Here is a 25,717-nt window from a genome sequence, read left to right as displayed (position 1 = left end):
TTTTCCGGAGAAACTCCATGCTTCGTACCTCCCTTTACGGGCTGGCGGCCGCCGGGCTGCTCGCCAACCTGCCGGCTCATGCCGCCGGCGACGCCGAATTGCAGGCGCTGCGCGCCGAACTGGCCGAGATGCGTTCGGCTTACGAAAAACGTATCGCTTCGCTTGAAAATCGTCTGAAGACCGCCGAATCGAAGGCGGAAAGTGCCGAAAAAGTGGCGTCGACCGCCAGTGCCGCTGCTGCTGAACCCAGTCCGCAGCGCGAACGCAACAAGCCCCTGGCCAATGCTTTCAATCCGCAGATCTCGGTCATTCTGGATGGGGTCTACTATCGCGACAACCGCCAGGGCGGCGCCGGCGAACTGCTGGAGCACATGGATGGCATCAGCCATTCGCACGGCGAGGAAGGTCACGATCACGGCATCGAGCGCGGCTTCAACCTGCGCGAAACCGAAATCGTCTTCTCGTCGGCGGTCAGCCCGTATTTCGACGCCAATGTGAAGATGACGGTGAGCAGCGGCGGTGACGTCGAACTGGAAGAAGCCTACTTCGATACGCGTGGTTTGCCTGCCGGGCTCAAGTTCCGCGGTGGCAAGTTCTTTTCCGGTATCGGTTACCAGAACGCCAAGCATCCGCATCAGTGGGATTTCGTCGACCAGAACCTGGCCTATCGCGCGCTGCTCGGTGAGCATGGCTTGAACGACACCGGTGTGCGCGCCGAATGGGTGCCGGATACCGGCAACTGGTACACCTTGCTCGGCGTCGAAGCGCTGCAAGGCAAGGATCATCCGTTCTCGGGTAGCGGTCTGGCGACGCCGACTGAGCGTGCCGACGGTGCTGCGCTGGCGGCGACGACCGGCGGCGCGATGGACAATTCGCTGGCCGGTCCTCGCCTGCTCACGACCTACGCCAAGTTCGCGCCCGATCTCGGCGACCGCCATGCGGTGCAGTTCGGTGTCTGGGGCGGCTGGTCGAGGCAGCACCAGGAGGTGCACGACCATACCGCGGAAAATCCGGCCAGTCTGGTCAATGGCCTGCAGGGCCAGGCCTGGCTGTGGGGCACCGACTGGGTTTACAAGTACGATGCCGGCCGCGTCGGCGGTCAGGGCAATCTGACGCTGGTCGCCGAGTACCTGCGGCTGACCAAGGATCTGAACGTGGCGTTCCACGAGAACGATGCGCTGCTCGGCGAACGTCGGAAGATGGTTCAGGACGGCTTCTACGCGCAGGCCACCTACGGTTTCCTGCCGTTCTGGAAGGCCGGCCTGCGTTACGATGTAACCGGCTGGACCAACCACGTCGACGGTCCGGCCGGACGTCTGCGCGACATGGATGCATCGAGTCGCTGGACTGCCGCGCTGACGCGCGACCTGACCGAGTATTCGCGTTTCCGCCTGCAATTTTCGCGGGCCCGTCTGGCAGTCGACGGGGTGCGTGAAAACGTGAATGAACTCTATCTGCAGTATCAGCACAGCCTGGGCACCCACGGTGCCCATTGGTTCTGAGGAGACGGACGATGAAGAAAATCCTGTTCAGCCTGATCTGCCTGTTTGCCGCGCATGCCGCGCAGGCACTGGAGGTTGTGGCAACGACGGCGAGCATGGGCATGCTGGCGCGCGAAGTGGGCGGTGCGCAGGTGCGTGTTGTCGAACTGATCGCGCCGGATCGCGATGCGCATACCGTGCAGGCGCGTCCATCGATGATGCGTGCCTTGCGTGATGCCGATCTGCTCGTGGCGGTCGGCGCCGATCTGGAAATCGGCTGGTTGCCGCCGGCCGTCAGCGGCGCGGCGAACGCCAGGATTCAGCCGGGCAAGCCCGGCTGGTTCGAAGCCGCCCTGCAGGTCTCGCTGCTCGACGTCGGCCAGGCCGCCGACCGCGCGCTGGGCGATGTGCATCCGGCCGGCAACCCGCATTTCCAGCTCGATCCGCAACGTATGGCTCTGGTCGGCAAGGCCTTGGGCGAGCGCATGGCGCAGCTCGATCCAGCCGGTGCCGCGGGCTATCGCCAGCGGGCGGCGGCGTTCGCGGCCGCCGTCGAACAACGCGTTTCCGGTTGGCGTCAGCGGGCAGCCGGAACGCCGGGGGCCCTGCTGCATCACCGCGACGGCAATTACCTGCTGGCCTTTGTCGGGCGTCCGGTGCTCGGCTACATTGAACCGATCCCTGGCGTACCGCCGACGGCATCGCATCTGGCCCAACTGGTCGAACGGCTGAAGGGCGTTCAGGGGGTGATCCTCCGTACCGCCTACCAGCCGGCAGCGGGCGCCGAGCGTTTGTCGGCCGCGCTGGGTTGGCCGATTCGCGTGCTGTCGCTGGAACCGGCGGCAGGCGGCGGCGCGGCGGCCTATTTCGCGCTGATCGACGCCTGGGTTGGCGCGTTGTCGATCAAGTGAGCCCGGAAACCTTACTGCACATCGACGCCCTGCTGGCCGGTTACGACCGGCCGGTCGGGCGGCCGCTGAGCCTGACGCTGGCACGTGGCGAGATCGTCGGCCTGTGGGGCGCGAACGGTGCCGGGAAATCGACCTTGCTCAAGGCCCTGGTCGGCGAGGCAAGCATCCATGCCGGCAGTTTCATGCTGGCACCTGCCCGGCGCGTCGCCTATCTCGCCCAGCGTCAGACGCGGCCGCTCGAAGTGCCGCTGACCGGTAGTGAAATGTTGCGTTTTCTCGGCGTCGACCGCAGCAGCCCGCCAGCCGGCCTGGCCGAATGCCTGCCGCGCCGCATCGATACCATGTCCGGCGGGCAGTATCAGTTGCTCAGCCTGTGGGCGACGCTGGCTGGCGAGGCGGATGTGGTGCTGCTCGACGAGCCGACCAATCATCTCGATCCCGGTCATCTGGTGCTGGCGGCGGAGGAAATCCTGCAGCGCCGCGCCGCCATCGGTTGTCTGGTCGTCAGTCACGACCGCGATTTCCTGAATCGTCTCGGCGCCCGTATTGTCGATGTGGACGGAGGCTCGACCCGTGGATGAATTGTTCCTGCGCCCGTTTCTGACCGGCCTCTGTCTTGCGCTGTTCCTGCCCTGGCTGGGTAATCTGCTGCGCCTGCGTGACGAGTGGTTCGCCACGCTCGGACTGGCTCACCTGTCTGCAGCCGGGGCGATGCTGGCTCAGGCGCTGGGGATTTCCATCCTGGTCGGTTCGCCGCTCGGGGCCCTGTGCGGCGCGCTGGCCAAGCTGGCGGCCGGCGCCCGCAGCAATGCCGCTTACGGCGTCATGATGCTGGCCGGCTGGTCGGCCACCTTGCTGGTGGCGGCCAACGGCGGTGCTGGCGAGGCACTCGGTCATGCCCTGATTGACGGACAACTATACTTTTCCGGTCCGGCCGAAGCGCTGATCGCCTGCCTGTTGCTGGTCGGCGGGGTCGTGCTGCTGCCGCTGCTGACGCCACGCCTGATCGCTGCCGTGCTGTTTCCGGCCAACGAAAAGGTTAACCGCCTGCCGGCCTGGCGCTGGCACCTGGGCTTTGAGTGTCTGGTCGTCATCGCGGTGGCCATTGCGACGGCGAGCATTGGCCTGATGGCCTGTTTTGCCCTGTTGTTCGTGCCGGCCTGGGTGTCTTTCGGGCGTGCCGTCAGCTGGCGGCAGGGCGTCTTGTTGTCGATCGTCCTTGGTCTGGGCTGCTACGTTGCGGCGTTCTTTACGGCGCTGCGTTTCGATCAGCCGTTCGGGCCGGTCCTGGTCGGGCTGCTGGTGATGGCCTGTCTGGGACTGCGGGCAGGGCTGAGCCGGCGCCACGGATGAATAGCCCGGCCGGGCGGCGGGCGTTGCCATGGCTGGCGCCACATGCTACAACGCTAAGTCAGCACGCGGAGCGCTCATGGTTTTTTCCTTTTTCAAAAAGCCCCCTCAAAAGATGCCGGAACGGTCGGCGGCTCGTCCGCGCGCGCCGTTGCCCGACGTGAAGCTGCCCGAGCGTCCGGCCGACGCGCCCGTCCGCATCGAGCCGTTGCCGGATCTCGAATTCAGCCTGGAAACATTGCCGCCGAAAATGCCGGTTGGCCAACCGCTGGCCAGCTCCGCCGGGCCGGAAAAAGGGGCCGATCGAGGGCCGGAGACGCTGCCGGGGATCGATCCGGAATTCGGCGTCGATGATTTCGACGACGAATTCACCGAATCCAGCGTCATGGCGATCAATGTCGAGCATGACATCGATCCGCTGCAAGCCGATGTCGAGCAGGTGGTGGTGTTGTTCGCCAACGGTCAGGATGCGGCAGCCCGCAGCCTGCTCGAAGGTTTCATCCGCGCGTATCCGGGGAGCGAGGGAAAGCGCTTGTGGTTGTTGCTGCTCGATCTGTTGCAGATACTCGGGGAACGGGCGGAATTCGACCGCTGCTGCGTCGAGTTTGCCGAGCGTTGCGAGACCTCCCCGCCCTCCTGGCGCGAACATGGCTTCAAGGTACGCAGTACGGCGACCGGGGGCGTGCTTGCCCTGCAAGGCGTGCTGACCGGCGACGATCTGCGACCGATCGAGCAATTGAAGCGCCTGCTCGGTCAGTCGGGCGAATTGCTGCTCGATTGCAGCAAGCTCGTCGGTTGCGACGACATCGTTGCCGGAGTGCTGGCCGAGTGCCTGATTGCGGTACGCCGTGCCGGCAAGCCGTTGCGACTGGTTGGCGCGGAATCCTTGCAGCAACGTCTGGACGAGCGCCTGAAACCGGGCAATCCGGAACACGAGGCGAGCTGGCGCCTGCTGCTCGAACTCTTGCAAAGGCAGGCGCCGCAGGCGCATTTCGAGGAGCGTGCGGTCGACTATGCGGTGACCTTCGAATTGTCCCCGCCATCCTGGGAAACCCTGCCGAAATCGGTCAGCCAGCCCGGTGCGACCTCGCCGCTCGACGATGCCTGCTACCTCAGCGGCGAGCTGAAGAACCAGCGTTTCGAGGATTTGTCCAAATACCTGGCGAGCCACGAAGTGGCGATACTCGATTTTTCCGGGGTGCTGCGCCTCGATTTCTTCTCCGCCGGCCAGCTGGTCAACCGGCTGGTGCCGTTCAAGGCGGCCGGCAAGGATATCGTGATCCGCAGTCCGAACCATCTCGTCGCCGAGTTGATGGCCGTCGTCGGCCTCAACAAGCAGGCGCGCATCATCGTTCCCAAGTCTTAAATCAGGAAAAAACCATGGAGCAATATCACGGCACGACGATCCTGTCGGTGCGCCGGGGCACTTCCGTCGCCATGGGCGGCGACGGCCAGGTGACGCTGGGCAACATCGTCATCAAGGGCACCGCCAAGAAGGTCCGCCGCCTCTACCAGGGGCGCATTCTCGCTGGATTCGCCGGCGGCACCGCCGATGCCTTCACGCTGTTCGAGCGTTTCGAGGCCAAGCTGGAGAAGCATCAGGGCAATCTGGTGCGTTCCGCCGTCGAGCTGGCCAAGGAATGGCGTACCGACCGCGCCCTGCGCCGGCTGGAGGCGATGCTCTCGGTCGCCGACCGCGAATCCTCGCTGGTCATCACCGGCAACGGCGACGTGCTTGAGCCGGAATACGGCATCGTCGCCATCGGTTCCGGCGGCGCCTACGCGCAGAGCGCGGCGCGGGCGCTGGTCGAGAACACCGAACTGAGCCCGCTGGACATCGTCACCAAGTCGCTGGAGATTGCCGGCGACCTGTGCATCTACACCAATCGCAATTTCACGCTGGAGACGCTGGAATGAGTGGCGCCACGATGACCCCGAAGGAGATCGTCTCCGAACTCGACAAGCACATCGTCGGCCAGAACGCGGCCAAGAAGGCGGTGGCCATCGCCCTGCGCAACCGCTGGCGGCGCGCCCAGGTGGCCGAGCCGCTACGCCAGGAAATCACGCCGAAGAACATCCTGATGATCGGCCCGACCGGCGTCGGCAAGACCGAGATCGCCCGCCGTCTGGCGCGCCTGGCCGATGCGCCCTTCATCAAGGTCGAGGCGACCAAGTTCACCGAGGTCGGCTACGTCGGCCGCGATGTCGAGACGATCATCCGCGACCTGGTCGAGATGGCGATCAAGGGGCACCGCGAGCGGGCGATGAAGGCCAACCGCGCGCGTGCCGAGGACGCTGCCGAGGAACGCATCCTCGATGCGCTGCTGCCGCCGGCGCGCAGCCCGGGATTTTTTGCCGAAAATTCGGAGTCGACCGCAGCAGATGGCCCGACCCGCCAGAAATTCCGCAAGAAGCTGCGCGAGGGCGAGCTCGACGACAAGGAAATCGACATCGAGGTCGCCGCGCCGAGCATGCAGGCCGAGATTTTCGCGCCGCCGGGCATGGAGGAACTGACCCAGCAGATCCAGGGGATGTTCCAGAACATGGGCGGTGGCAAGAAGAAGTCGCGCAAGCTGAAGATCAAGGAAGCGCTGAAACTGCTCACCGACGAAGAAGCCGCGCGCCTGGTCAACGACGAGGAAATCAAGCTCGATGCCGTCAAGGCGGTCGAGCAGCACGGCATCGTCTTCATCGACGAAATCGACAAGGTGGCCAGCCGTTCCGACGTACAGGGTGCCGACGTTTCCCGCCAGGGGGTGCAGCGCGACCTGCTGCCGCTGGTCGAGGGCACCACGGTGTCGACCAAGTACGGCATGATCAAGACCGATCACATCCTGTTCATCGCCTCCGGCGCCTTCCACCTGTCGAAGCCATCCGACCTGATTCCCGAGTTGCAGGGGCGCTTTCCCATCCGCGTTGAGCTGGACTCGCTGTCGGTCGCCGATTTCGAATGCATCCTGACCCAGACCGACGCCTGCCTGACCAAGCAGTACCAGGCGCTGCTGGCGACCGAAGGCGTGAGCGTCGATTTCGCCGCCGACGGCATCCGGCGCATGGCCGAGATCGCCTTCCAGGTGAACGAGAAGACCGAGAACATCGGCGCCCGTCGCCTGCATACGGTGATGGAGAAGCTGCTGGAAGAGGTTTCCTTCGAGGCCGGCAAGGTCGGGCTGGAAAACATCGCGGTCGATGCAGCCTACGTCAATGACAAGCTCGGCGAAGTGGCGGCCGACGAGGACCTGTCGCGCTACGTCCTCTAAGGACTATCCCCGATTGGCGGGCGGCGATGCTGCCCGCACAATCCGCATTTCCATCTCTTGCTGAGGCTGAACCGTGGACGAAAGCAGCCTGACCTTCCGCCTGCTGGCCATTCTTTTCCCGATCTTCGGTATCGTCGCTGCCGGCTTCTTCTATGGCCGCAAGCACAAGCCGGAAATGGCAGTGGCCAACCGGCTGAACATGGATGTCTTCGTGCCGGCGCTGGTCTTCGCGGCGATGGCCGGCAAGTCCTTCGATCTTGCCGCCTATGCACCGCTGGCGCTCGGCGGTTTCACCGTGCTCGCCGTCTGCGGCCTGCTCGCCTGGCCGATCGCCCGGCTCTGCGGCGTGCAGGCGAAGACGCTGGTGCCGCCGATGCTGTTCAACAATTCCGGCAACATCGGCCTGCCGCTGGCGGTGCTGGCCTGGGGCGAGGCGGCGCTGCCGGCGGCGGTGATCCTGTTCATGGTCGAGAACACGCTGCATTTTTCCTTCGGCGCCAAGTTGCTCGACCCGAAGACGCGCATCCTGATGCTCTGGCGCATTCCGGTGGTTTTTGCCGCCATCGCCGGGTTGACCGTGGCCGTGCTGAAGATTCCGGTGTGGCAGCCGCTGGTCATCGCGATCAAGATGCTCGGCGACGTTTCGGTGCCGCTGCTGCTGTTCTCGCTCGGCGTGCGCATGACCGACGTCTCCTTCGGCGAGTGGAAGCTGTCGGTTGGCAGCGCCTTACTCCGGCCGCTCGCCGGCATGGCCATCGCCTACGGGGTGATCCAGCTGTTCGGGCTGGAAGGCCGCGATGCGGCGATGCTGGTGGTGTTCGGCGCGCTGCCGCCGGCGGTACTCAACTTCCTCTTCGCCGAGCGCTACCAGCAGGAACCGCAGCGGGTGGCGTCGATCGTGCTGGTCGGCAACCTGGCGGCGCTGATTTTCCTGCCGCTGGCCTTGGTGCTGGTGCTCTGATTTTTGCGTGAATCTTGCGGTCGACCGCAAGATTCGGCAAAAAATCAGCCACCGAAGCGATCCATCTGTCGCCGGTCGCGCTTGGTCGGACGGCCGTGGATCTCGGCGGCGGGTTCCTGGGTGAATTTGCGCCGCAACTGTTCGGCTTCGCGGGCGGCGACGCTCTCAGGGGTTTCCTCGTAGAGCAGGCGAGCTGCGGGGGCCGGGCCGCGCTTGTCCGACAGGCCGAGAATGGTCACCTGCCAGCGGGTTTCGCTGTTGCTGATGTCGAGCCGGTCGCCGATCTTCACGTCACGCGCCGGCTTGGTCGGCGCCCCGTTCAACTTGACCTTGCCGCCGCCGACCGCATCGGTGGCCAGGCTGCGCGTCTTGAAGAAACGCGCGGCCCACAGCCACTTGTCGATGCGGATGCCGCTCACTGCGGCAGGACGGATTCGCCGGCGTAGAGCTGTGCGACGGTCTCGCGCTGGCGGATGACGTGCACCTGATCGCCGTCGACCATCACTTCGATGGCGCGCGGTCGCGTGTTGTAGTTCGAGGCCATGGCCATGCCGTAGGCGCCGGCCGACATCACCGCCAGCAGGTCGCCCGGCTGCAGGTTGAGCGGCCGCGCCTGACCGAGGAAGTCACCGGTTTCGCAGACCGGGCCGACGACGTCGTAGTCACGCGTCGCGCCGGCGCGCGGCACGACCGGGTTAATGTCGTGCCAGGCTTCGTAGAGCGCCGGGCGCATCAGGTCGTTCATCGCCGCGTCGATGATCGCGAAGTTCTTGGCCTCGCCTTCCTTGAGGAATTCGACGCGGGTGAGCAGCAGGCCGGCGTTGCCAACCAGGCGGCGGCCCGGTTCGAGCACGACCTTGAGGCCGCGGCCCCGCAGCTTGTCGAGCAGCGGATTCAGGTAGGAAGCGACGGTCGGCTGCACTTCATCGGCGCGGTACTGGATGCCGAGGCCGCCGCCGAGGTCGATGTGATGCACGGCGATGCCTTCGGCAGCAAGCTGGTCGATCAGCGCCAGGATGCGGTCGAGCGCTTCGGCAAACGGCGACGGATCGAGCAGTTGCGAACCGATGTGGCAGTCGATGCCGGTGACGGCGATGTTCGGCAGCGCGGCGGCGCGACGGTAGAGCGCCAGTGCGTCGTCGTAGGCGACGCCGAACTTGGCTTCCTTGAGGCCGGTCGAGATGTAGGGATGGGTCTTAGGATCGACGTTCGGATTGACGCGCAGGCTGACCGGCGCCGTCTTGCCGAGCTGGCCGGCGACCTCGTTGAGGCGCTCGATTTCCGGGATCGATTCGATGTTGAAGCAGAAAATGCCGACTTCCAGCGCCAGCTTCATTTCCGCCGCCGTCTTGCCGACGCCGGAGAAGACGACCTTCTGCGGATCGGCACCGGCCGCCAGCACGCGCTGCAGTTCGCCGCCGGAGACGATGTCGAAACCGGCGCCGAGGCGGGCGAACAGGTTGAGGATGGCGAGGTTGGAGTTGGCCTTGACGGCGTAGCAGACCAGCGCGCCGGCACCGGCCGGATGGGCGCTGAGGACGTCGTGGAACTCCTTGAGCGACTCGCTCAGCGCGGCGCGCGAATAGACGTAGGCGGGCGTGCCGAACTGTTCGGCGATGGTCGGCAGGTCAACGGATTCGGCGTGCAGGACGCCGTTATTGAGGGCAAAGTGGGTCATCGATTGGTCGTGCGGTGGGCCGTGCTAACATCCTTCGTCGCCGTCGGGCTTCCCGAGTTCGGCGGCAATTCGAGCGGCCCCTTGATGCCGCATGCGGCAACGCAGAGAACGATCACAACGGCGGCGATTCTGGTCATGACGAGGACGCTGGCGGTAAAGCGAAAGATGGTAGCACAAGCATGAACGACACCGAATTCAACGCGTTGGCGGATGCTACGTTGGTCCGCATCGAGGCCGCTTTGGAGGGCTGCGATGCCGATCTCGATTTCGAACTGGCGGCGGGCGGCATCCTGGAGATTGAATTTGCCGATGGCAGCAAGATCATCGTCAATCGCCATGGGGTGGCCCGGGAAATCTGGGTCGCCGCCAAGGCTGGCGGCTTCCACTTTCGCCACGACGGCAGCGCCTGGCGCGATACCCGCGATGCTGTCGAGCTTTTCGAGCGACTATCGTCGCTGGTCGGTCAGCAGGCAGGCCAGCCTGTAAGGCTGACCTGATCAGCGAGGAATTTGCGGAAACTGGTCCAGTACGGAGTTGCCAGAACTGGCCGACGGCCTGTTTTCCTGTGCAGGCGCTTCATCCGGCGGATTCTGCGGCAGGTTTTCCTGATAGATCAGGCCGCCGGGTTTGCCGTCGGCTTCCGGGGTCATGCTGAGCCCTTGCGGTTGCTGGGGTGTTTGTTGCGGCACGTTGCGCAGTGCCTCGGCCATGTAGCCAACCCAGATAGGCAGGGCCGCCGTGCCGCCGGTCTCCCTTGATCCAAGGTTCTTCGGTTGATCGAAGCCGACCCAGGCACAGCCAACGGCGGTCATCTGATAGCCGCAGAACCACGCGTCGACATAATCGTTGGTCGTGCCGGTCTTGCCGGCAAGATCCCTGCGTTTGAGCTGGGCCGAGGCGCGTGCTGCAGTTCCGTAGATGGTCACGTCGCGCATCATCATGTCCATCATGTAAGCGTTGCGCGGGTCGATGGCACGGTTTGCCTCATCGGTATTGGCGGCGGGGGGCGTGCCGACGGCGATAACATTGTTCTTTTCGTCGCGAATTTCCCGAACGATATAGGGGGAAACCCGATAGCCGCCGTTGGCAAAAACGGCGTAGGCGGAAACCATCTGCCATGGCGTGACCGAGCCGGCGCCAAGCGCCATTGTCAGATACGGCGGGTGCCGTTGGGCGTCGAAGCCGAAGCGGGTGATGTAATCCTGAGCGTAGAGGGTTCCGATCGATTGCAGCAAGCGGATCGAAACCATGTTTTTTGATTTCGCCAGTGCCGTACGCAACGGCATCGGACCATCGTACTTGCCATCGTAGTTTTTCGGCTGCCAGCTCTGTGAGCCGGTTTCGCTGGCGGAAATGACGATCGGCGAATCCTCCACGATGCTGTTCGGCGTAAATCCTTTCTCAAGCGCTGCCGAATAGACGAAAGGTTTGAAACTGGATCCGGGTTGTCGCCACGCTTGTGTGACGTGGTTGAACTTGTTCCTGTTGAAGTCGAAACCGCCAACCAGAGAGCGGATCGCGCCGTCGGCCGGATCCAGGGCGACAAACGCCGATTCCACTTCGGGCAATTGGCTGATCTGCCACTTGCCGTTGCCGTCCTTGATCACGCGGATGATCGCCCCGCGTCGAATGCGCTTGTTCGGCGGTGCGCGATCATCCAGCATGCTTGCCGCGAATTTCAGGTTGTCACCGGTGAGCTCGATGTTTTCACCGCCCTTGCGATAAGCCGATACGTGTTTGGTATCGGATGTCAGCACCAGCGCTGGCATCAAGTCGCCGGCATCGGGAACGTCCTGGAGCGCGACATCAATGCTTTCATCCTGATCGGATTTGAAAGCCTTCATGTCGATGTAGGATTCCGCGCCGCGGTAGCCGTGGCGCCGGTCATAATCCAGGACACCCTTGCGCAGGGCACGGTAGGCGGCTTCCTGTTCTCCCTTGATGAGCGTGGTGTAGACCTTGAGGCCCCGCGAGTAAACACTGTCCGGAAATTGCTCGGCTGCGATCTGACGGGCCATTTCTGCCGCATATTCAGCGTCGACCCCATAACCAGAGAGCTCCCGTTTGATGACCAGTGGCTCCTTCAAGGCAGCGTCGCGCTGTTTTGCGTCGATGTAGCCCAGTTCGTTCATGCGGCGCAGGACGTATTCCTGGCGGATTTTGGCGCGGCGAGGATTGGCGATCGGATTGTAGGCAGAGGGGGCCTTGGGAAGACCTGCCAGCATTGCGGCTTCGGCGATGGTGATGTCTTTCAGGGGCTTGCCGAAGTAGATTTGGGCCGCGGCAGCGAAGCCGTAGGCGCGCTGACCGAGGAATATCTGGTTTATGTACAACTCGAAAATCTGGTCCTTGCTCAAGTTGTGTTCGATCTTGATCGACAGCAAGGCTTCGTAGAGTTTGCGCGTGTAGGTTTTTTCGCTGGTCAGAAAGAAATTGCGAGCGACCTGTTGCGTGATGGTGGACGCCCCCTGACGTTTGCCGCCGCTGAGGAGGTTGGCTCCCGCAGCACGAAGGATGCCGGTGTAATCGATGCCGCCGTGTTGGTAGAAACGATCATCTTCGGCCGAGAGGATGGCATTTTTCATTACATCCGGGACATCCTGAATCGATACCACTGCGCGTCGCTCTTCGCCAAACTCACCGATCAGGTATCCGTCAGCTGTGTAGATCCTCAGGGGAATCTTTGGGCGATAATCGGTCAGTACCTCCAGAGAGGGAAGGTTGGGGTAGGCGAGCGCCACGATGATCAGCGCCAGTGCGACGCCAATCAAAAGAAGCCCGGCTAGTGCGGTAAGTGGGTATAGAATAATGCGAATGGCAAGTTTGGGTGCGGGCAAGATTCATGTTCCGTGAGGCGTTGCGGCGGATTATACGCTGCAGCCGGAACGGGGCGTGAAAGTGCTTTACACTGTCATGTGTTATTGCTAGCATCTGAAGTGAATTATTGGTTATTCGCCTAAACTCGTATTCCATAAGGACTTTTTGGGGGTGTGGTGGGCTTCGATATCTCCGCGTTGTTAAATCCCAAAGCGCGGCCGCTGCTCGGTCTGGACATCAGTTCTTCTGCTGTCAAGCTCGTAGAGTTGTCGTCAAACGGGAAGGATGGCTATCGCGTTGAGCGCTATACCATCGAAGTGTTGCCCAAGGACGCTGTGTCCGATGGCAATATTGCCAATCTTGATGCCGTTGTCGATTCTGTCAGGCGGGCCTGGCGCAGACTAGGAACCTCGACGAAGAACGTCGCGATGGCGCTGCCAGGGTCGGCAGTAATCACAAAAAAAATCATCGTAGCCGCTGGTTTGAGGGAAGAGGAGCTTGAGGTTCAGGTTGAAACCGAAGCCAATCAGTACATCCCTTTTTCAATTGACGAAGTCAACCTGGACTATCAGGTTCTTGGTCCGGCGCCATCCTTGCCGGAAGAAGTTGAAGTGCTTATTGCAGCATCGAAAAAGGAGCGGGTGGAAGATCGGGTTGCCGTTGCGGATGCCGCGGGTCTGAAAGCTGCTGTGATTGATGTTGAGAGTTTTGCGACGCTGGCTGCGTTTGAATTAATTGAGCGACAGTTGCCGGAAGGCGGGAAAAATCAAGTTGTAGCCTTGGTCGATGCTGGGGCCAATGTGATGAACCTTACCGTCATGCGAAATGGCCAGCAGGTGTATGCCCGCGAGCAAGCCTTTGGTGGTGGCCAATTAACGCAAGATATTGCCCGTCACTACGGCATGAGTCTTGAAGAGGCCGAGGCGGCAAAGCGGGCTGCCAATCTGCCCGAGGGCTATGAGGCGGAATTGCTAAATCCCTTCATGGAAAATCTTGCTCTGGAAGTATCTAGAGCCTTGCAGTTCTTTTTTACCTCAACGCAGTTCAATCAGATCGACCATATTGTACTGGCCGGGGGGTGTGCACTGATTCCTGGTATTGACGAGGTTGTTGCTACGCGTACACAAGTCAATACCTTGATTGCCAACCCCTTTGCCAACATGGTTCTTTCAGATCGGGTTCGAGCAAGAAATTTGCTCGCCGATGCCTCGTCCCTGATGGTGGCGTGCGGTTTGGCTTTGCGGAGGTTTGATCCAGCATGATTCGAATCAACCTACTGCCACATCGGGAAGAGGCTAGAAAAGCCCGCCGCGAACAATTTTATGTGCTGGCTGGACTGATTTGCATCTTGGGTGTCTTGGTGGTTTATGCGATCTACACCTTTATCGATGCCGCTATCCAGTCCCAAGAAGATCGTAACGCTTTCCTCAAGCAGGAAATCGCTGTTCTTGACAAGGAGCTTGATCAGATCAAACGACTGAAAGAACAGACGAAAGCACTTTTGGCGCGTAAGCAGGTGATCGAAGATCTTCAAAGAGATCGGGGGGAGACGGTCTATTTGTTGAGCGAATTAGTCAAGCAGGTTCCCGATGGTGTTTATCTGAAATCGTTGAAACAGGATGGTTTGAGAATCAACATTGTTGGATACGCACAATCGAATGCCCGTATTTCGGCGCTGATGAGAAACATCGAAGGTTCTCCGTGGCTTGAGTCGCCTCGGTTGATTGAATCGAAGGCGGTTGTTTTGAATGGGCGTCGAGCAAACGAGTTTGGCATGGAGTTTTCGCTAACCCGCATTAATGAAGGGGATGGGAAGTGAAAGCCAAGACTGTATCGCTGCCGGATGTTGATTTTCAGAAGCTTTTGGACGATTTTCGCTATCTAAACCCTAACGATCCAGGAGCTTGGCCTCCGGGGCCGAAGATAGCCGTTTTGCTTGGTTTCTTTTTTGTGCTTTTAGTGGCGGGTTGGTGGTTTGTTCTGAATGACCAACTAGCGATACTCGAAGCTAAGGAACAAGAAGAGGTCGCGCTCAAACAGCAATATCTGGATAAGAAAGCTCAAGCCGTTAATCTTGATCTCTATACGCAGCAGTTAGCGGAAATTGATCGTTCTTTTGGCGCGTTGCTTAAACAATTGCCGAACAAATCAGAGGTTGAGGCTCTGCTGATAGAAGTAAATCAGGCTGGTCTTGGCAGGGGGCTGCAGTTCGAGTTGTTCCGACCCGGTGGGGAACAGATCAGGGATTTTTATGCGGAGTTGCCGGTAACCGTAAAAATCAATGGAAACTACCATGATTTTGGGGCTTTTGCTGCGGATATCGCGAAACTCCCGAGAATTGTCACGTTGAACAATGTGGGCTTGTCACCTACCAAGGAAGGCGGACTGGTGCTGGATGCAACTATCAAGACCTTCAGGTATTTGGACGAGAATGAGATGGCTGAGCAAAAACGAGCGGCGCAGGGGGGTAAAAAGTGAAGCCCTGGGTAGTAATCGGTGTCATGTTGCTCCTTGCGGGATGTTCGGCGGGTGATCATGCGGAGCTGCGCCAATGGATGGAGGAAAACTCCAAGGATTTGCGAGGAAGAGTGCCTCCGCTGCCAGAAATCAAGCCTTATGAAGCCGTGCCTTACGAAGTTGAAGCCATGGTCGATCCGTTCAGGGCAAGCAAGTTGGAACCGGATTCGAAATTCAGAAAAGATGGAAGAGGCGGTGGCGCTTTTCAGCCGGATTTTGAAGCCAGAGAATTGAGAAATAGTGTTTTGGAAAAATATCCGCTTGAGTCACTGAAAATGATCGGGCAGATGGTTATAAACAAGCGCCCTATCGCCGTAATTCAATATGAAGAAAATAAGGTGAAGCAGGTGCGGGTTGGTGAGTACATAGGTCTGGATTTTGGAATGGTTACTGAGATTTCCGAAAGCGAAGTGAAGATAAGGGAATTGATTCAGGACTCGGCGGGTGATTGGAGTGAGCGTCAAAGCTCGCTTTATCTTCAAAGCAGCGAGGGGAGCAGCAAATGAGGATGCTTAACGTACTAGGTTTTTCTTTCGCGGTGATTGTTACCGCTGGGTTGATGAAGCCCGACCTCGTTTCTGCCGCCGAGGCGACAAATGTCATTGAGGCAATCAATGTTGCTCAGCAGGGTAATGAAGTCGCACTGAAACTCGATTTGAAATCACCACTGGTGCAACCACCTGCAGGATTTTCGGTTTCTCAACCGGCGAAAATAGCATTCGATTTTCCTGCCACATCCAACGGTCTTGGCAGGACAACGGAGGTGTTGAACCAAGGAGACCTGCGGAGTGTGAACATCGTTCAGGTATCTGACCGTACTAGAGTTGTTTTGAATCTTGTAAGAAATTTGAACTATAAGACGAGAATCGATGGAAATTCTCTCTACATCATCCTCACTCCCGTGCAACGTTTGGCCGATACCTCTGCCGAGCGTTCGGTCCGTTTTGCGGAGGAAAGCCTGATTGGCAGTAAGCACGCAATGCGCGATGTCGTGTTTCGTCGGGGTAAGGACGGCGAGGGGCGAGTTGTCGTTGATTTAAGTGATTCAGGAACGGGCATTGACATCCGTCAGCAAGGCTCCAGCCTGATCGTGGATTTCGCAAAGACATCCGTGCCTGAACACTTGCGTCGTAAGCTTGATGTTACAGACTTTGCAACCCCGGTGACATCGGTCGAAACTCGTTCGATGGGCGATAACGTACGAATGATTATCTCGCCAAAGGGATTGTGGGAGCATAACGCGTACCAAAGCGACAACCAATTTGTCGTAGAAGTCAAAAAAGTCGTGGAAGATCCCAATAAGCTGGTTCAAGGAACAAAAGTCGGTTATCAAGGGCCAAGAGTCAGCATCAATTACCAGAATGGTGATGTGAGAGCGCTATTGCGCTTGATGGCGGAGGAACTCGGCCTCAATGCGGTAATCAGCGAAACGGTTACCGGTACGACAACGCTTGTTCTCAAGGACGTACCTGCTGACCAGGTGATCGACATCATCTTTCAGCAGAAGGGTTTGGACATGCGAAAAAAGGGCAATATTCTGATGATTGCTCCACGAGATGAAATAGCAACGCGAGAAAAATTGGATTTCGAAGCTAGGCAGCAGATAAGTGAATTGGAGCCTCTGGTGACGGAGCAGTTTTTGCTCAATTATCAGAAATCCGGAGATATTCAAAAACTGCTGATGGGGGTGCCTCCTGGAATGACGCTTACTCCTCAGTTGATGGCGAGTCTTAATTCCGCTCAAGGCAGCAGCATGTCAAGTCAGCGTATCCTGAGTAAGCGAGGGAGTGCTGTTGCTGATCCTCAATCAAATATATTATTTGTCAGTGATATACCCTCAAAGTTGGAAGAAATCCGTACCTTTATCAAAACGATTGATATCGGGGCACGTCAGGTTTTGATTGAGGCTCGTGTGGTTGAGGCTCAGGATAGCTTTAATCGCGCCCTAGGGGCGAAAATCGGTCTAATTAACTCGAAACCGGTGGAGCTGGGAGCCTCGGGGGCCTACCTTGCCGGTGGGAAAATGACCCCGGCAGTTACCAGTGGTACGACGACTACACCGGCAACTTTGGTTCAGAACCCTATGTTTGGTGTCAATTTACCAACACCATCGACCGGCGGTACTCTTGCTTTGTCTCTTTTCAATGCATCAATTACAAGAATTCTCAATCTTGAGCTTGCAGCTCTGGAAACCGATGGGCTTGGGAAAATTGTCTCAAGCCCACGCGTAATCACAGCGAATAATGTCGAGGCAACAATCGAGGATGGTACAGAAATTCCTTATGTGACTATCCAGAGTAGCGGGGGGACTTCAACGGCAACAGTCAGCTTCAAGCCTGCCAAACTTTCTCTGAAGGTGACACCCCAAATAACGCCTGAGGGAACGGTCCGCATGAATCTTGTTGTTAAAAAAGAGGAGGCCGATTGGACCAAGGCCGTAGTCTTGAGTGGATATGCCAATCCTCCAATTAAGAGCTCTGTTGTTGATACGAATGTCGTAGTAGATAACGGCGGAACGGTCGTGATCGGTGGCGTATTTATCACCGATACACAGAGCTCGGTGGAAAAGGTCCCTTTGCTTGGAGATATCCCGGGGCTCGGTTGGTTGTTCAAGTATAAGAATGACAAGGGAACTAGGCGAGAACTCCTTGTGTTCATCACCCCGAGAATCGTTTCAGACAAGATGAGCCTTAACTGATCAGTGTTGTGGCTACAAAAAAGGCCCTAAGGGGCCTTTTTTTGTGCCTCAAGCGACCTCGGATAGAATCCGTAACGTGAACAAACAAACAAACATCTATCTGGTCGGGCTCATGGGGGCCGGGAAAACAACTGTCGGTCGCCAGTTGGCGAAACGCCTTGGACGTCAGTTCCTTGATTCCGATCATGAAATTGTCGAACGAACAGGCGTACCAATTCCCACAATTTTTGAGATTGAGGGTGAGGACGGTTTCCGCAAGCGTGAGGCACAAACCATCGCAGAATTGTCTCTGTTGGACGGCGTGGTGCTGGCAACCGGGGGCGGTGCGGTGCTAAGTGCGGAAACGCGAGAGTGCATGAAGCAGACCGGTTGGGTCGTATACCTGAATGTGCCACCGGTACTTCTTTTTCAGCGGACCAAGAATGATCGTAATCGTCCCTTGCTTCAGGTCGAGAATCCATTGTCAAAGCTTGAGGAGCTCTACGCAGCAAGAGATCCTTTATATCGAGATGCGGCTCATCTCGTAGTTGACGGGTCGCGATTGGTGGCCTCGGGGATCGTCCAGTATCTTCAAAAGGAATTTGAACGAAAATGCCTGAATTCGTGAATAGAATTTTGAGCGTGCAGTTGGGGGCTCGCTCGTATGAAATCCATATTGGGGATGTTCTCGACAGAGCTGACTTGCTTATCCCTTACCTGAAAGGGGGGCGAACAGTAGTAGTGACCAATAGCACGGTAGCTCCTTTGTATTTGGCAAAATTAAGCGAAGCGTTGGCAAGCAAGGGAGTCGTTGTATTGCCGATCGTGCTGCCGGATGGTGAGGCTTATAAAAATTGGGAAACTTTGAATAGCGTATTTGACGGCTTGTTGCAGTCGCACTGCGAGAGAAGTACGACGTTGATAGCTTTAGGGGGAGGGGTAATCGGTGACATGGGGGGGTTTGCAGCGGCTTGTTACCAGCGGGGTATGCCATTCATCCAAATTCCCACAACTTTGTTGTCCCAAGTTGATTCATCGGTGGGCGGAAAAACGGCGATCAATCATCCGTTAGGGAAAAATATGATCGGAGCGTTCTACCAGCCGAAAATCGTGCTGGCTGACGTGTCTACCCTGGATACCCTGCCCGATCGTGAGTTGAGGGCCGGGCTGGCGGAGGTGATCAAGTATGGATTGATCCGCGATAGCGCGTTTTTTTGCTGGCTTGAAGAAAATATTCAACGCTTGCTTGTGCGAGATAAATCTGCGCTGATAGAGGCTGTTACTCGCTCATGTGCACACAAAGCCGAGGTGGTTGAAGCGGATGAGACCGAAAGAGGTGAGCGGGCACTCCTCAACCTCGGCCATACTTTCGGGCATGCCATTGAAGCAGGCTTGGGATATGGAACGTGGTTGCATGGTGAGGCTGTTGCTGCGGGCACGTTAATTGCTGCGGAATTGTCCGTTATGTTGGGTTGGCTGGATCGAGCAGCGTTTCTTCGGGTGGAAGCCTTGTACATGAAAGCTGGCTTGCCGGTCAGATCGCCAACTCTTGGTGGAGTCGATGCATACATGGAACTCATGAGTCACGACAAGAAGGTCCAGGACGGGAAACTCCGATTGGTTTTGTTGAAGGCAATCGGTCAGGCGGTGTTGACCGATGAAGTAGCAGGAACCCAGATCGGTGCGGCTATACAGGCAAGATGCACCTGACTGGTGATGTCGGGGTGATGCGATCTGGGTGAAGGTCTAGTGGCACCTTGAATCGATTGGGGCTTGTCAGTAAAATTTATGGTTGCCTCTAATTTTTGTGCCGGCTGAGCGAGTTTTGCCAGCCCAACTCATTGGCCGATGAACAGGCCAAGCTAATCTTGAAGGAACGCGTGTGATGGAATCAGCTGTACCTGAGCGCCAGGGGTTGTATGACCCCGCTAATGAACACGATGCCTGTGGTGTCGGCTTCGTAGCCCACGTCAAGGGGCAGAAGAGCCATGGCATCGTTGAACAGGGCTTGTTGATCCTCAAGAATATCGATCACCGCGGTGCCGTGGGGGCAGACCCACTGCAGGGAGATGGAGCGGGCATTCTGATTCAGATTCCGGATCAGCTTTATCGTGAGGAAATGGCCAGACAAGGCGTCGATTTGCCGCCGATTGGCGAATACGGTGTTGGCATGGTGTTTCTGCCTCAAGAGGCGGCGTCGCGTCATGCGTGCATGGAGGAAATCGAGCGTTCGGTTGAGGCCGAGGGGCAGCGCTTGCTGGGATGGCGCGATGTTCCGGTGAATCCCGATATGCCGATGTCGCCAGTGGTCAGGGCTACCGAGCCCGTGATCCGCCAGGTTTTCGTTGGCCGGGGGCCGGATGTTTTCGTGACTGATGCCTTGGAGCGCAAGCTCTATATCATCCGCCGCCGGGCTGCGAATGCTATCAAGTCGTTGAAACTCAAGCACGGTCAGGAATTTTATGTTCCTTCCTTTTCTGCCCGGACAGTTAACTACAAGGGCCTGCTTTTGGCGGATCAGGTCGGCGTTTATTACCGCGATCTTCAGGATAAGCGCACGATTTCCGCGTTGGCGCTTGTGCACCAGCGTTTCTCGACCAATACTTTCCCGACATGGGATCTTGCGCATCCGTTCCGCTATATTGCCCACAACGGTGAAATCAACACCGTGCGTGGCAACGTCAACTGGTTCAAGGCTCGCGAACAGGCAATCTCGTCGCCGATTCTCGGAAATGATCTGAACAAGGTCTGGCCTTTACATTATCCGGGTCAATCCGATTCGGCGGCTTTTGACAATGCGTTGGAACTGCTGGTCATGGGTGGCGGCTACTCGTTGGCCCAGGCCGTCATGCTGATGATCCCGGAAGCTTGGGAGAAGCATGCGCTGATGGATGAGAATCGCCGCGCATTCTACGAATATCATGCGGCCATGATGGAGCCGTGGGATGGTCCGGCTGCCGTTGCCTTTACCGACGGGCGCCAGATTGGCGCTACTCTGGACCGCAATGGCTTGCGGCCGGCGCGCTATCTGGTAACCGACGATGACATGGTGGTCATGGCCTCCGAGTCGGGGGTTTTGCCGATTCCTGAGAAGAAGATCGTCAAAAAGTGGCGTTTGCAGCCGGGCAAGATGTTCCTGATCGACATGGAGCAGGGACGCATCATTGATGACAAGGAACTGAAGGATTCGCTGGCAAACGCCAAGCCTTACCGCGAATGGATCGAGAAAATCCGTATCAAGCTCGACGAAGTTCCGTCTGGTGAAGAACAGTGCATTGCTTCGCAGGCCTCAATGCTGGATCGTCAGCAGGCTTTCGGTTTTACCCAGGAAGACATCAAGGTCATCCTGGAGCCGATGATCGCAAATGGTGAGGAAGCGACCGGCTCGATGGGTACCGATTCGGCTTTGCCTGTCTTGTCCAGCAAGAACAAGACGCTCTATACCTATTTCAAGCAGTTGTTCGCACAGGTCACCAATCCACCGATTGACCCGATTCGTGAAGAACTTGTGATGTCGCTGGTCTCGTTCATCGGTCCCAAGCCGAATCTCCTGAACACCAGCGATATCAATCCGCCGATTCGCCTGGAGGTTTCCCAGCCGGTACTGACGTGTGCCGAAATCGAGAAGCTGCGTAACATCGAGAAGTACACTTCTGGCAAGTTCCGCTCGTTTGAGTTGGATATCTGCTATCCGGTTGCCTGGGGTAAAAAGGGCATTGAGGCCCGCCTGGCATCCCTGGCAGCTGACGCTGAGGATGCAGTCCGCTCCGGCGCCAATATCCTGATCGTCTCCGATCGCAAGGTCGATGCCGAGCATGTGGCGATTCCGGCGCTGCTGGCATCGTCTGCGATTCATCAGCATCTGGTCAGGAAGGGCTTGCGTACTTCGACCGGTCTTGTCGTTGAAACCGGTTCGGCGCGTGAAGTCCATCACTTTGCCTTGCTCGGTGGTTTTGGTGCCGAAGCAGTGCATCCCTATCTGGCGCTCGAAACGATTGAAAGTCTGGCCAAGGGTGACGCCGAGAAATCCGAGAAATACACCAAGAATTTCATCAAGGCGATCGGTAAGGGCTTGTGCAAGGTCATGTCGAAAATGGGTATTTCGACCTACATGTCCTACACCGGGGCCCAGATTTTCGAGGCAATCGGCCTGAAGAAAGACTTTGTCGAGAAGTATTTCACCGGCACCCCCTCCAATGTCGAGGGGCTGGGTGTGTTCGAGGTGGCAGAGGAAGCCATTCGCCTGCACCAGCAAGCTTTCTCCGCGGATCCCGTGCTGGCGAACATGCTTGATGCCGGGGGTGAATACGCATTCCGTATCCGTGGCGAAGAGCATATGTGGACGCCGGATTCGATCGCCAAGCTGCAGCATGCCACACGTTCGAACAAGTACGACACCTACAAGGAATACGCCAAGCTGATCAACGACCAATCCAGGCGTCACCTGACGCTGCGCGGGTTGTTCGAATTCCGCATGGCGGGTGCCGCAGTGCCGCTGGATGAAGTCGAGTCGGCCAAGGAGATCGTCAAGCGTTTTGCCACTGGCGCCATGTCGCTCGGCTCGATCTCGACCGAGGCGCATACGACGCTGGCGATCGCAATGAATCGTATCGGCGGCAAATCGAACACCGGCGAGGGTGGCGAAGACGCCAAGCGTTTCCAGCCGTTGAAGGCTGGTCAGAAGTTGTCGGAAGTGATCGGTGCATCCCGGATCGAACGCGATTACGAGTTCAAGGAGGGCGACTCGCTGCGTTCCGCGATCAAGCAGGTTGCCTCCGGCCGTTTCGGCGTCACCACGGAATATCTGGTCAATGCAGACCAGATCCAGATCAAGATGGCGCAAGGCGCAAAGCCAGGCGAAGGTGGTCAACTGCCGGGTACCAAGGTGTCCGAGTACATCGGTAAGCTGCGCCACTCGGTGCCGGGCGTAACCCTGATCTCGCCGCCGCCGCACCACGACATCTACTCGATTGAGGATCTGGCACAGCTGATTCACGATCTGAAGAATGCCAATTCGCAAGCTTCGATCTCGGTCAAGCTGGTTTCCGAAGTCGGCGTCGGTACGGTCGCTGCGGGTGTTGCCAAGGCCAAGGCCGATCACATCGTGATCGCCGGTTTCGATGGCGGTACCGGCGCCTCGCCGGTGTCGTCGATCAAGCACGCCGGTACGCCGTGGGAGCTTGGCCTGTCGGAAACCCAGCAGACGCTGGTGCTCAATCGTCTGCGTTCGCGCATTCGCCTGCAGGTTGATGGTCAGATGAAGACCGGTCGCGATGTCGTCATCGGTGCCTTGCTCGGTGCCGATGAGTTCGGATTTGCGACGGCGCCGCTGGTTGTCGAAGGCTGCATCATGATGCGCAAGTGCCATCTGAATACCTGCCCGGTCGGTGTTGCCACCCAGGATCCCGAATTGCGCAAGCGTTTCTCCGGTCAACCCGAGCATGTCGTGAATTATTTCTTCTTCGTTGCCGAAGAAGTTCGCGAACTGATGGCGCAACTGGGCATCCGCAAATTTGACGACCTGATCGGTCGTGTCGACCTGCTCGACATGCGGGCTGGTATCGAACACTGGAAGGCCAAGGGCCTCGACTTCTCGAAGATCTTCCATCAGCCGGCCGTGCCAGCCGATGTGTCGCGTTTCCATACCGATCGTCAGGACCACGGTCTGGAGAAGGCCCTTGATCACAAACTGATCGAAGCGGCTCGTCCGGCACTGGAAAAGGGGCAGAAGGTTCAGGTCGAGACGAAGATCATCAACGTCAATCGCACCTGTGGAACGATGTTGTCCGGTGAGGTTGCCCGCCGCTACGGCCAGGCCGGTCTGCCGGACGACACCATCCATGTCAAACTCACCGGTACCGCCGGCCAGGCTTTCGGCGCTTTCCTGGCGCGCGGCATCACGCTCGAACTGACTGGTGAAGGCAACGACTACGTCGGCAAGGGCCTGTCGGGTGGGCGGATCATCATCAAGCCGTCGCCTGATTTCCGCGGCGACACCCAGCACAACATCATCGCCGGCAACACCGTCATGTACGGAGCGACCGAAGGTGAGTCCTTCTTCGCCGGTGTTGGCGGTGAGCGCTTCTGTGTGCGCAATTCGGGCGGCACCGCAGTGGTCGAAGGTGTTGGCGACCATGGTTGCGAATACATGACGGGAGGTACCGTTGTGGTTCTCGGTATGACTGGCCGCAACTTCGCGGCGGGCATGTCGGGCGGCATTTCCTATGTCCTGGATGAAGATGGCAGCTTCAAGAATCGCTGCAACCTGGCCCAGGTCGCCCTGGAAAAAGTCCTGCCGGCCGCGCGTCAGCCGTCTGGCGAGCCGATGCACCGTGACATGCCGGACGAAGTCCTGCTCAAGGATCTGGTCACCCGTCACGCCGAATACACCGGCAGCGCCATCGCCAGGACAATTCTGGCCGACTGGGATGTCTGGCGCGACAAGTTCGTCAAAGTCTATCCGCACGAGTACAAGCGGGCGCTCACCGAGTTGGCCGCTGCCGCACAGAAGGAGGCCGCATAATGGGCAAGCCGACGGGTTTCATGGAATTCGATCGCCTCGAAGAGGCGTACGAACCGGTCGAAAAGCGTCTGACGCATTACAAGGAATTCGTTCAGACCCTTGCCGATGATGCTGCCAAGATTCAGGGTGCGCGTTGCATGGACTGCGGTATCCCGTTCTGCAACAACGGTTGCCCGGTGAATAACATCATTCCGGACTGGAACGATCTGGTTTACAAGGGCAACTGGAAGCAGGCGCTCGACGTTCTCCACTCGACCAACAATTTCCCGGATTTCACCGGTCGCATCTGTCCGGCGCCCTGCGAGGCCGCCTGTACCCTGGGCATCAATGCTGCGCCGGTAGGCATCAAGTCGATCGAGCATTTCATCATCGACAAGGGCTGGGAAATGGGCTGGGTCGTTCCGCAGCCGCCGAAGGCCAAAACGGGCAAGAAGGTTGCCATCGTCGGTTCCGGCCCGGCCGGCATGGCCGCTGCCCAGCAACTGGCACGTGTCGGTCACGACGTGACGGTGTTCGAAAAGTCCAGCCGTATCGGTGGTCTGCTCGGCTTCGGCATTCCCGACTTCAAGCTCAACAAGTCGGTGATCGATCGTCGTGTCGCGCAGATGGAAGCCGAAGGTGTGGTCTTCAAGACCAAAGTCATCGTCGGCGACAAGAACATCCCGGCCGGCATCAACAACGATGCCGCCGAAACGGTTTCTGCCGAACAGCTGAAGAAGGATTTCGACGCCGTGATCCTCGCTGCCGGTTCGGAAGTGCCGCGCGATCTGCCGGTTCCCGGTCGTCAGTTCAAGGGTGTCTACGCTGCCCTCGAATTCCTGATTCCGCAAAACAAGGAAGTCCAGCAGGGCATCAAGAATCCGATCAGCGTCAAGGGCAAGCACGTCATCGTCATCGGTGGCGGCGATACCGGCTCCGATTGCGTCGGTACCAGCTATCGCCACGGCGCTGCCTCGGTGACGCAGTTTGAACTGATGCCGGCGCCGCCGGAGCAGGAAGACAAGCCGCTGACCTGGCCGTACTGGCCGCTGAAGATGCGGACCTCGTCGTCGCACAAGGAAGGTGGCACCGTCCGCGAGTTTGCCGTGGCGACCAAGGCGTTCATCGAGGATGGTCAGGGCAACGTCAAGGCGCTCAAGGCCGTGCGTGTCGAATGGGTGGGCGGCAAGATGAACGAAGTCGCCGGTTCGGAATTCGAACTGCCGTGCGACGCCGCCTTTCTGGCGATGGGTTTCGTCAATCCGGTCGGCAGCCTGCTCGATGCGTTCGGTATCGAAAAGGATGCGCGCAACAACGCCAAGGCGACGACGGACGGTGACGGCTGCTATCGCACCAGTGTCGATGGCGTGTTTGCGGCTGGCGACGTCCGTCGCGGCCAGTCGCTCGTCGTCTGGGCGATCCGTGAGGGTCGTCAGGCGGCTCGCGAGGTCGATGCCTATCTGATGGGAACGACCACCCTGCCGCGCTGAGGGGGGTAAAAACCCTGAAAAACCCCGCCGGTTTCGACCCGCGGGGTTTTTGTTTGTGCAAAAATGCGGAATC

At 58.7% G+C, this 25,717-nt stretch carries 22 protein-coding genes; 18 read left to right on the top strand and 4 right to left on the bottom strand.

Going from position 1 to position 25,717, the window contains the following annotated elements; translation table 11 throughout:
- The first annotated feature begins 17 nt into the window (after positions 1 to 17).
- The 8 genes from L0962_RS00495 (at position 18) to L0962_RS00460 (ending at position 7,963) form a co-directional block, all read left to right on the top strand.
- Complete coding sequence (locus L0962_RS00495) at positions 18 to 1,502, top strand: hypothetical protein (RefSeq protein ID WP_234082095.1); 1,485 nt, start codon at positions 18 to 20, stop codon at positions 1,500 to 1,502.
- Between the two features lie 11 nt (positions 1,503 to 1,513).
- Entirely contained in the window at positions 1,514 to 2,392 is an 879-nt protein-coding gene (locus L0962_RS00490) for a zinc ABC transporter substrate-binding protein (RefSeq protein ID WP_234082092.1), read from the top strand.
- On the top strand, positions 2,389 to 2,973 hold the full coding sequence (locus L0962_RS00485; RefSeq protein WP_234082077.1) for an ABC transporter ATP-binding protein: 585 nt from the start codon (positions 2,389 to 2,391) through the stop codon (positions 2,971 to 2,973). The genes L0962_RS00490 and L0962_RS00485 overlap by 4 nt, the downstream gene beginning before the upstream one ends.
- Complete coding sequence (locus L0962_RS00480; RefSeq protein WP_234082074.1) at positions 2,966 to 3,745, top strand: metal ABC transporter permease; 780 nt, start codon at positions 2,966 to 2,968, stop codon at positions 3,743 to 3,745. Before L0962_RS00485 ends, L0962_RS00480 begins: the two co-directional genes overlap by 8 nt.
- Positions 3,746 to 3,893: 148 nt before the next feature.
- The gene (locus tag L0962_RS00475) at positions 3,894 to 5,108 is read left to right on the top strand and encodes a hypothetical protein (RefSeq protein ID WP_234082072.1); all 1,215 of its coding nucleotides are present in this window, start codon (positions 3,894 to 3,896) and stop codon (positions 5,106 to 5,108) included.
- 14 nt (positions 5,109 to 5,122) lie between these two features.
- Positions 5,123 to 5,659, top strand: coding sequence for an ATP-dependent protease subunit HslV (gene hslV / locus L0962_RS00470; RefSeq protein ID WP_234082069.1), 537 nt, complete (start codon positions 5,123 to 5,125; stop codon positions 5,657 to 5,659).
- 11 nt (positions 5,660 to 5,670) lie between these two features.
- On the top strand, positions 5,671 to 7,002 hold the full coding sequence (gene hslU, locus L0962_RS00465) for an ATP-dependent protease ATPase subunit HslU (RefSeq protein ID WP_234084979.1): 1,332 nt from the start codon (positions 5,671 to 5,673) through the stop codon (positions 7,000 to 7,002).
- 73 nt (positions 7,003 to 7,075) lie between these two features.
- The gene (locus tag L0962_RS00460; RefSeq protein WP_234082067.1) at positions 7,076 to 7,963 is read left to right on the top strand and encodes an AEC family transporter; all 888 of its coding nucleotides are present in this window, start codon (positions 7,076 to 7,078) and stop codon (positions 7,961 to 7,963) included.
- A gap of 44 nt (positions 7,964 to 8,007) precedes the next feature.
- Here the strand turns inward: L0962_RS00460 and L0962_RS00455 are convergent, their stop codons facing one another.
- The 3 genes from L0962_RS00455 to L0962_RS18255 are packed head-to-tail and all read right to left on the bottom strand — an operon-like array spanning position 8,008 to position 9,778.
- Positions 8,008 to 8,373: an RNA-binding S4 domain-containing protein gene (locus tag L0962_RS00455; RefSeq protein WP_234084977.1), complete on the bottom strand. Its 366-nt coding sequence runs from the start codon at positions 8,371 to 8,373 to the stop codon at positions 8,008 to 8,010.
- 5 nt (positions 8,374 to 8,378) lie between these two features.
- Positions 8,379 to 9,641 carry a diaminopimelate decarboxylase gene (lysA, locus tag L0962_RS00450; protein WP_234082064.1) on the bottom strand — a complete coding sequence of 421 codons (1,263 nt, stop codon included), beginning with the start codon at positions 9,639 to 9,641 and terminating at the stop codon, positions 8,379 to 8,381.
- Entirely contained in the window at positions 9,638 to 9,778 is a 141-nt protein-coding gene (locus tag L0962_RS18255) for a lipoprotein (RefSeq protein ID WP_367397999.1), read from the bottom strand. Before L0962_RS18255 ends, lysA begins: the two co-directional genes overlap by 4 nt.
- Before the next feature lie 42 nt (positions 9,779 to 9,820).
- On the opposite strand from L0962_RS18255, the gene cyaY reads away from it, so the two are divergent.
- Positions 9,821 to 10,138, top strand: a complete 318-nt coding sequence (gene cyaY, locus L0962_RS00445; RefSeq protein WP_234082060.1) for an iron donor protein CyaY — start codon at positions 9,821 to 9,823, stop codon at positions 10,136 to 10,138.
- Here the strand turns inward: cyaY and L0962_RS00440 are convergent, their stop codons facing one another.
- Entirely contained in the window at positions 10,139 to 12,457 is a 2,319-nt protein-coding gene (locus L0962_RS00440) for a penicillin-binding protein 1A (RefSeq protein ID WP_234084975.1), read from the bottom strand.
- Positions 12,458 to 12,634: 177 nt separating this feature from the next.
- On the opposite strand from L0962_RS00440, the gene L0962_RS00435 reads away from it, so the two are divergent.
- The 9 genes from L0962_RS00435 (at position 12,635) to L0962_RS00395 (ending at position 25,644) form a co-directional block, all read left to right on the top strand.
- The gene (locus L0962_RS00435; RefSeq protein ID WP_234082041.1) at positions 12,635 to 13,720 is read left to right on the top strand and encodes a pilus assembly protein PilM; all 1,086 of its coding nucleotides are present in this window, start codon (positions 12,635 to 12,637) and stop codon (positions 13,718 to 13,720) included.
- Positions 13,717 to 14,277, top strand: coding sequence for a PilN domain-containing protein (locus L0962_RS00430; protein ID WP_234082038.1), 561 nt, complete (start codon positions 13,717 to 13,719; stop codon positions 14,275 to 14,277). The genes L0962_RS00435 and L0962_RS00430 overlap by 4 nt, the downstream gene beginning before the upstream one ends.
- A complete protein-coding gene (locus L0962_RS00425) occupies positions 14,274 to 14,936 on the top strand; it encodes a type 4a pilus biogenesis protein PilO (RefSeq protein WP_234082035.1) in 663 nt (220 codons plus the stop codon). Before L0962_RS00430 ends, L0962_RS00425 begins: the two co-directional genes overlap by 4 nt.
- Positions 14,937 to 14,959: 23 nt before the next feature.
- Positions 14,960 to 15,481 (top strand): pilus assembly protein PilP, encoded by a 522-nt coding sequence (locus tag L0962_RS00420; protein WP_234082033.1) that lies wholly within the window; start codon positions 14,960 to 14,962, stop codon positions 15,479 to 15,481.
- Positions 15,478 to 17,673: a type IV pilus secretin PilQ gene (pilQ, locus tag L0962_RS00415; RefSeq protein ID WP_234082030.1), complete on the top strand. Its 2,196-nt coding sequence runs from the start codon at positions 15,478 to 15,480 to the stop codon at positions 17,671 to 17,673. Before L0962_RS00420 ends, pilQ begins: the two co-directional genes overlap by 4 nt.
- A gap of 112 nt (positions 17,674 to 17,785) precedes the next feature.
- Complete coding sequence (locus L0962_RS00410) at positions 17,786 to 18,280, top strand: shikimate kinase (RefSeq protein WP_234084973.1); 495 nt, start codon at positions 17,786 to 17,788, stop codon at positions 18,278 to 18,280.
- Positions 18,265 to 19,362: a 3-dehydroquinate synthase gene (gene aroB, locus L0962_RS00405; protein ID WP_234082026.1), complete on the top strand. Its 1,098-nt coding sequence runs from the start codon at positions 18,265 to 18,267 to the stop codon at positions 19,360 to 19,362. The genes L0962_RS00410 and aroB overlap by 16 nt, the downstream gene beginning before the upstream one ends.
- Before the next feature lie 175 nt (positions 19,363 to 19,537).
- A complete protein-coding gene (locus L0962_RS00400; protein ID WP_234082023.1) occupies positions 19,538 to 24,175 on the top strand; it encodes a glutamate synthase-related protein in 4,638 nt (1,545 codons plus the stop codon).
- Positions 24,175 to 25,644 carry a glutamate synthase subunit beta gene (locus L0962_RS00395; RefSeq protein WP_234082016.1) on the top strand — a complete coding sequence of 490 codons (1,470 nt, stop codon included), beginning with the start codon at positions 24,175 to 24,177 and terminating at the stop codon, positions 25,642 to 25,644. Before L0962_RS00400 ends, L0962_RS00395 begins: the two co-directional genes overlap by 1 nt.
- The last annotated feature ends 73 nt before the right edge of the window (positions 25,645 to 25,717 follow it).

The sequence above is a fragment of the Azonexus sp. R2A61 genome (genome assembly GCF_021401135.1).
In the GTDB taxonomy this organism is placed as follows: Bacteria; Pseudomonadota; Gammaproteobacteria; order Burkholderiales; family Rhodocyclaceae; genus Azonexus.
The sequence above is the reverse complement of the archived record's forward strand: the minus strand, read 5'-3'. Positions and strand labels throughout refer to the sequence as shown.

What these genes read in the sequence shown, in the direction of transcription:
- L0962_RS00495 (WP_234082095.1), top strand. Translation starts at nt 18, where the DNA reads ATGCTTCGTACCTCCCTTTACGGGCTGGCGGCCGCCGGGCTGCTCGCC.
- L0962_RS00490 (WP_234082092.1), top strand. Translation starts at nt 1,514, where the DNA reads ATGAAGAAAATCCTGTTCAGCCTGATCTGCCTGTTTGCCGCGCATGCC.
- hslV (WP_234082069.1), top strand. Translation starts at nt 5,123, where the DNA reads ATGGAGCAATATCACGGCACGACGATCCTGTCGGTGCGCCGGGGCACT.
- hslU (WP_234084979.1), top strand. Translation starts at nt 5,671, where the DNA reads ATGACCCCGAAGGAGATCGTCTCCGAACTCGACAAGCACATCGTCGGC.
- lysA (WP_234082064.1), bottom strand. Translation starts at nt 9,641, where the DNA reads ATGACCCACTTTGCCCTCAATAACGGCGTCCTGCACGCCGAATCCGTT.
- L0962_RS18255 (WP_367397999.1), bottom strand. Translation starts at nt 9,778, where the DNA reads ATGACCAGAATCGCCGCCGTTGTGATCGTTCTCTGCGTTGCCGCATGC.
- cyaY (WP_234082060.1), top strand. Translation starts at nt 9,821, where the DNA reads ATGAACGACACCGAATTCAACGCGTTGGCGGATGCTACGTTGGTCCGC.
- L0962_RS00430 (WP_234082038.1), top strand. Translation starts at nt 13,717, where the DNA reads ATGATTCGAATCAACCTACTGCCACATCGGGAAGAGGCTAGAAAAGCC.
- L0962_RS00420 (WP_234082033.1), top strand. Translation starts at nt 14,960, where the DNA reads ATGTTGCTCCTTGCGGGATGTTCGGCGGGTGATCATGCGGAGCTGCGC.
- pilQ (WP_234082030.1), top strand. Translation starts at nt 15,478, where the DNA reads ATGAGGATGCTTAACGTACTAGGTTTTTCTTTCGCGGTGATTGTTACC.
- L0962_RS00410 (WP_234084973.1), top strand. Translation starts at nt 17,786, where the DNA reads ATGGGGGCCGGGAAAACAACTGTCGGTCGCCAGTTGGCGAAACGCCTT.
- aroB (WP_234082026.1), top strand. Translation starts at nt 18,265, where the DNA reads ATGCCTGAATTCGTGAATAGAATTTTGAGCGTGCAGTTGGGGGCTCGC.
- L0962_RS00400 (WP_234082023.1), top strand. Translation starts at nt 19,538, where the DNA reads ATGGAATCAGCTGTACCTGAGCGCCAGGGGTTGTATGACCCCGCTAAT.
- L0962_RS00395 (WP_234082016.1), top strand. Translation starts at nt 24,175, where the DNA reads ATGGGCAAGCCGACGGGTTTCATGGAATTCGATCGCCTCGAAGAGGCG.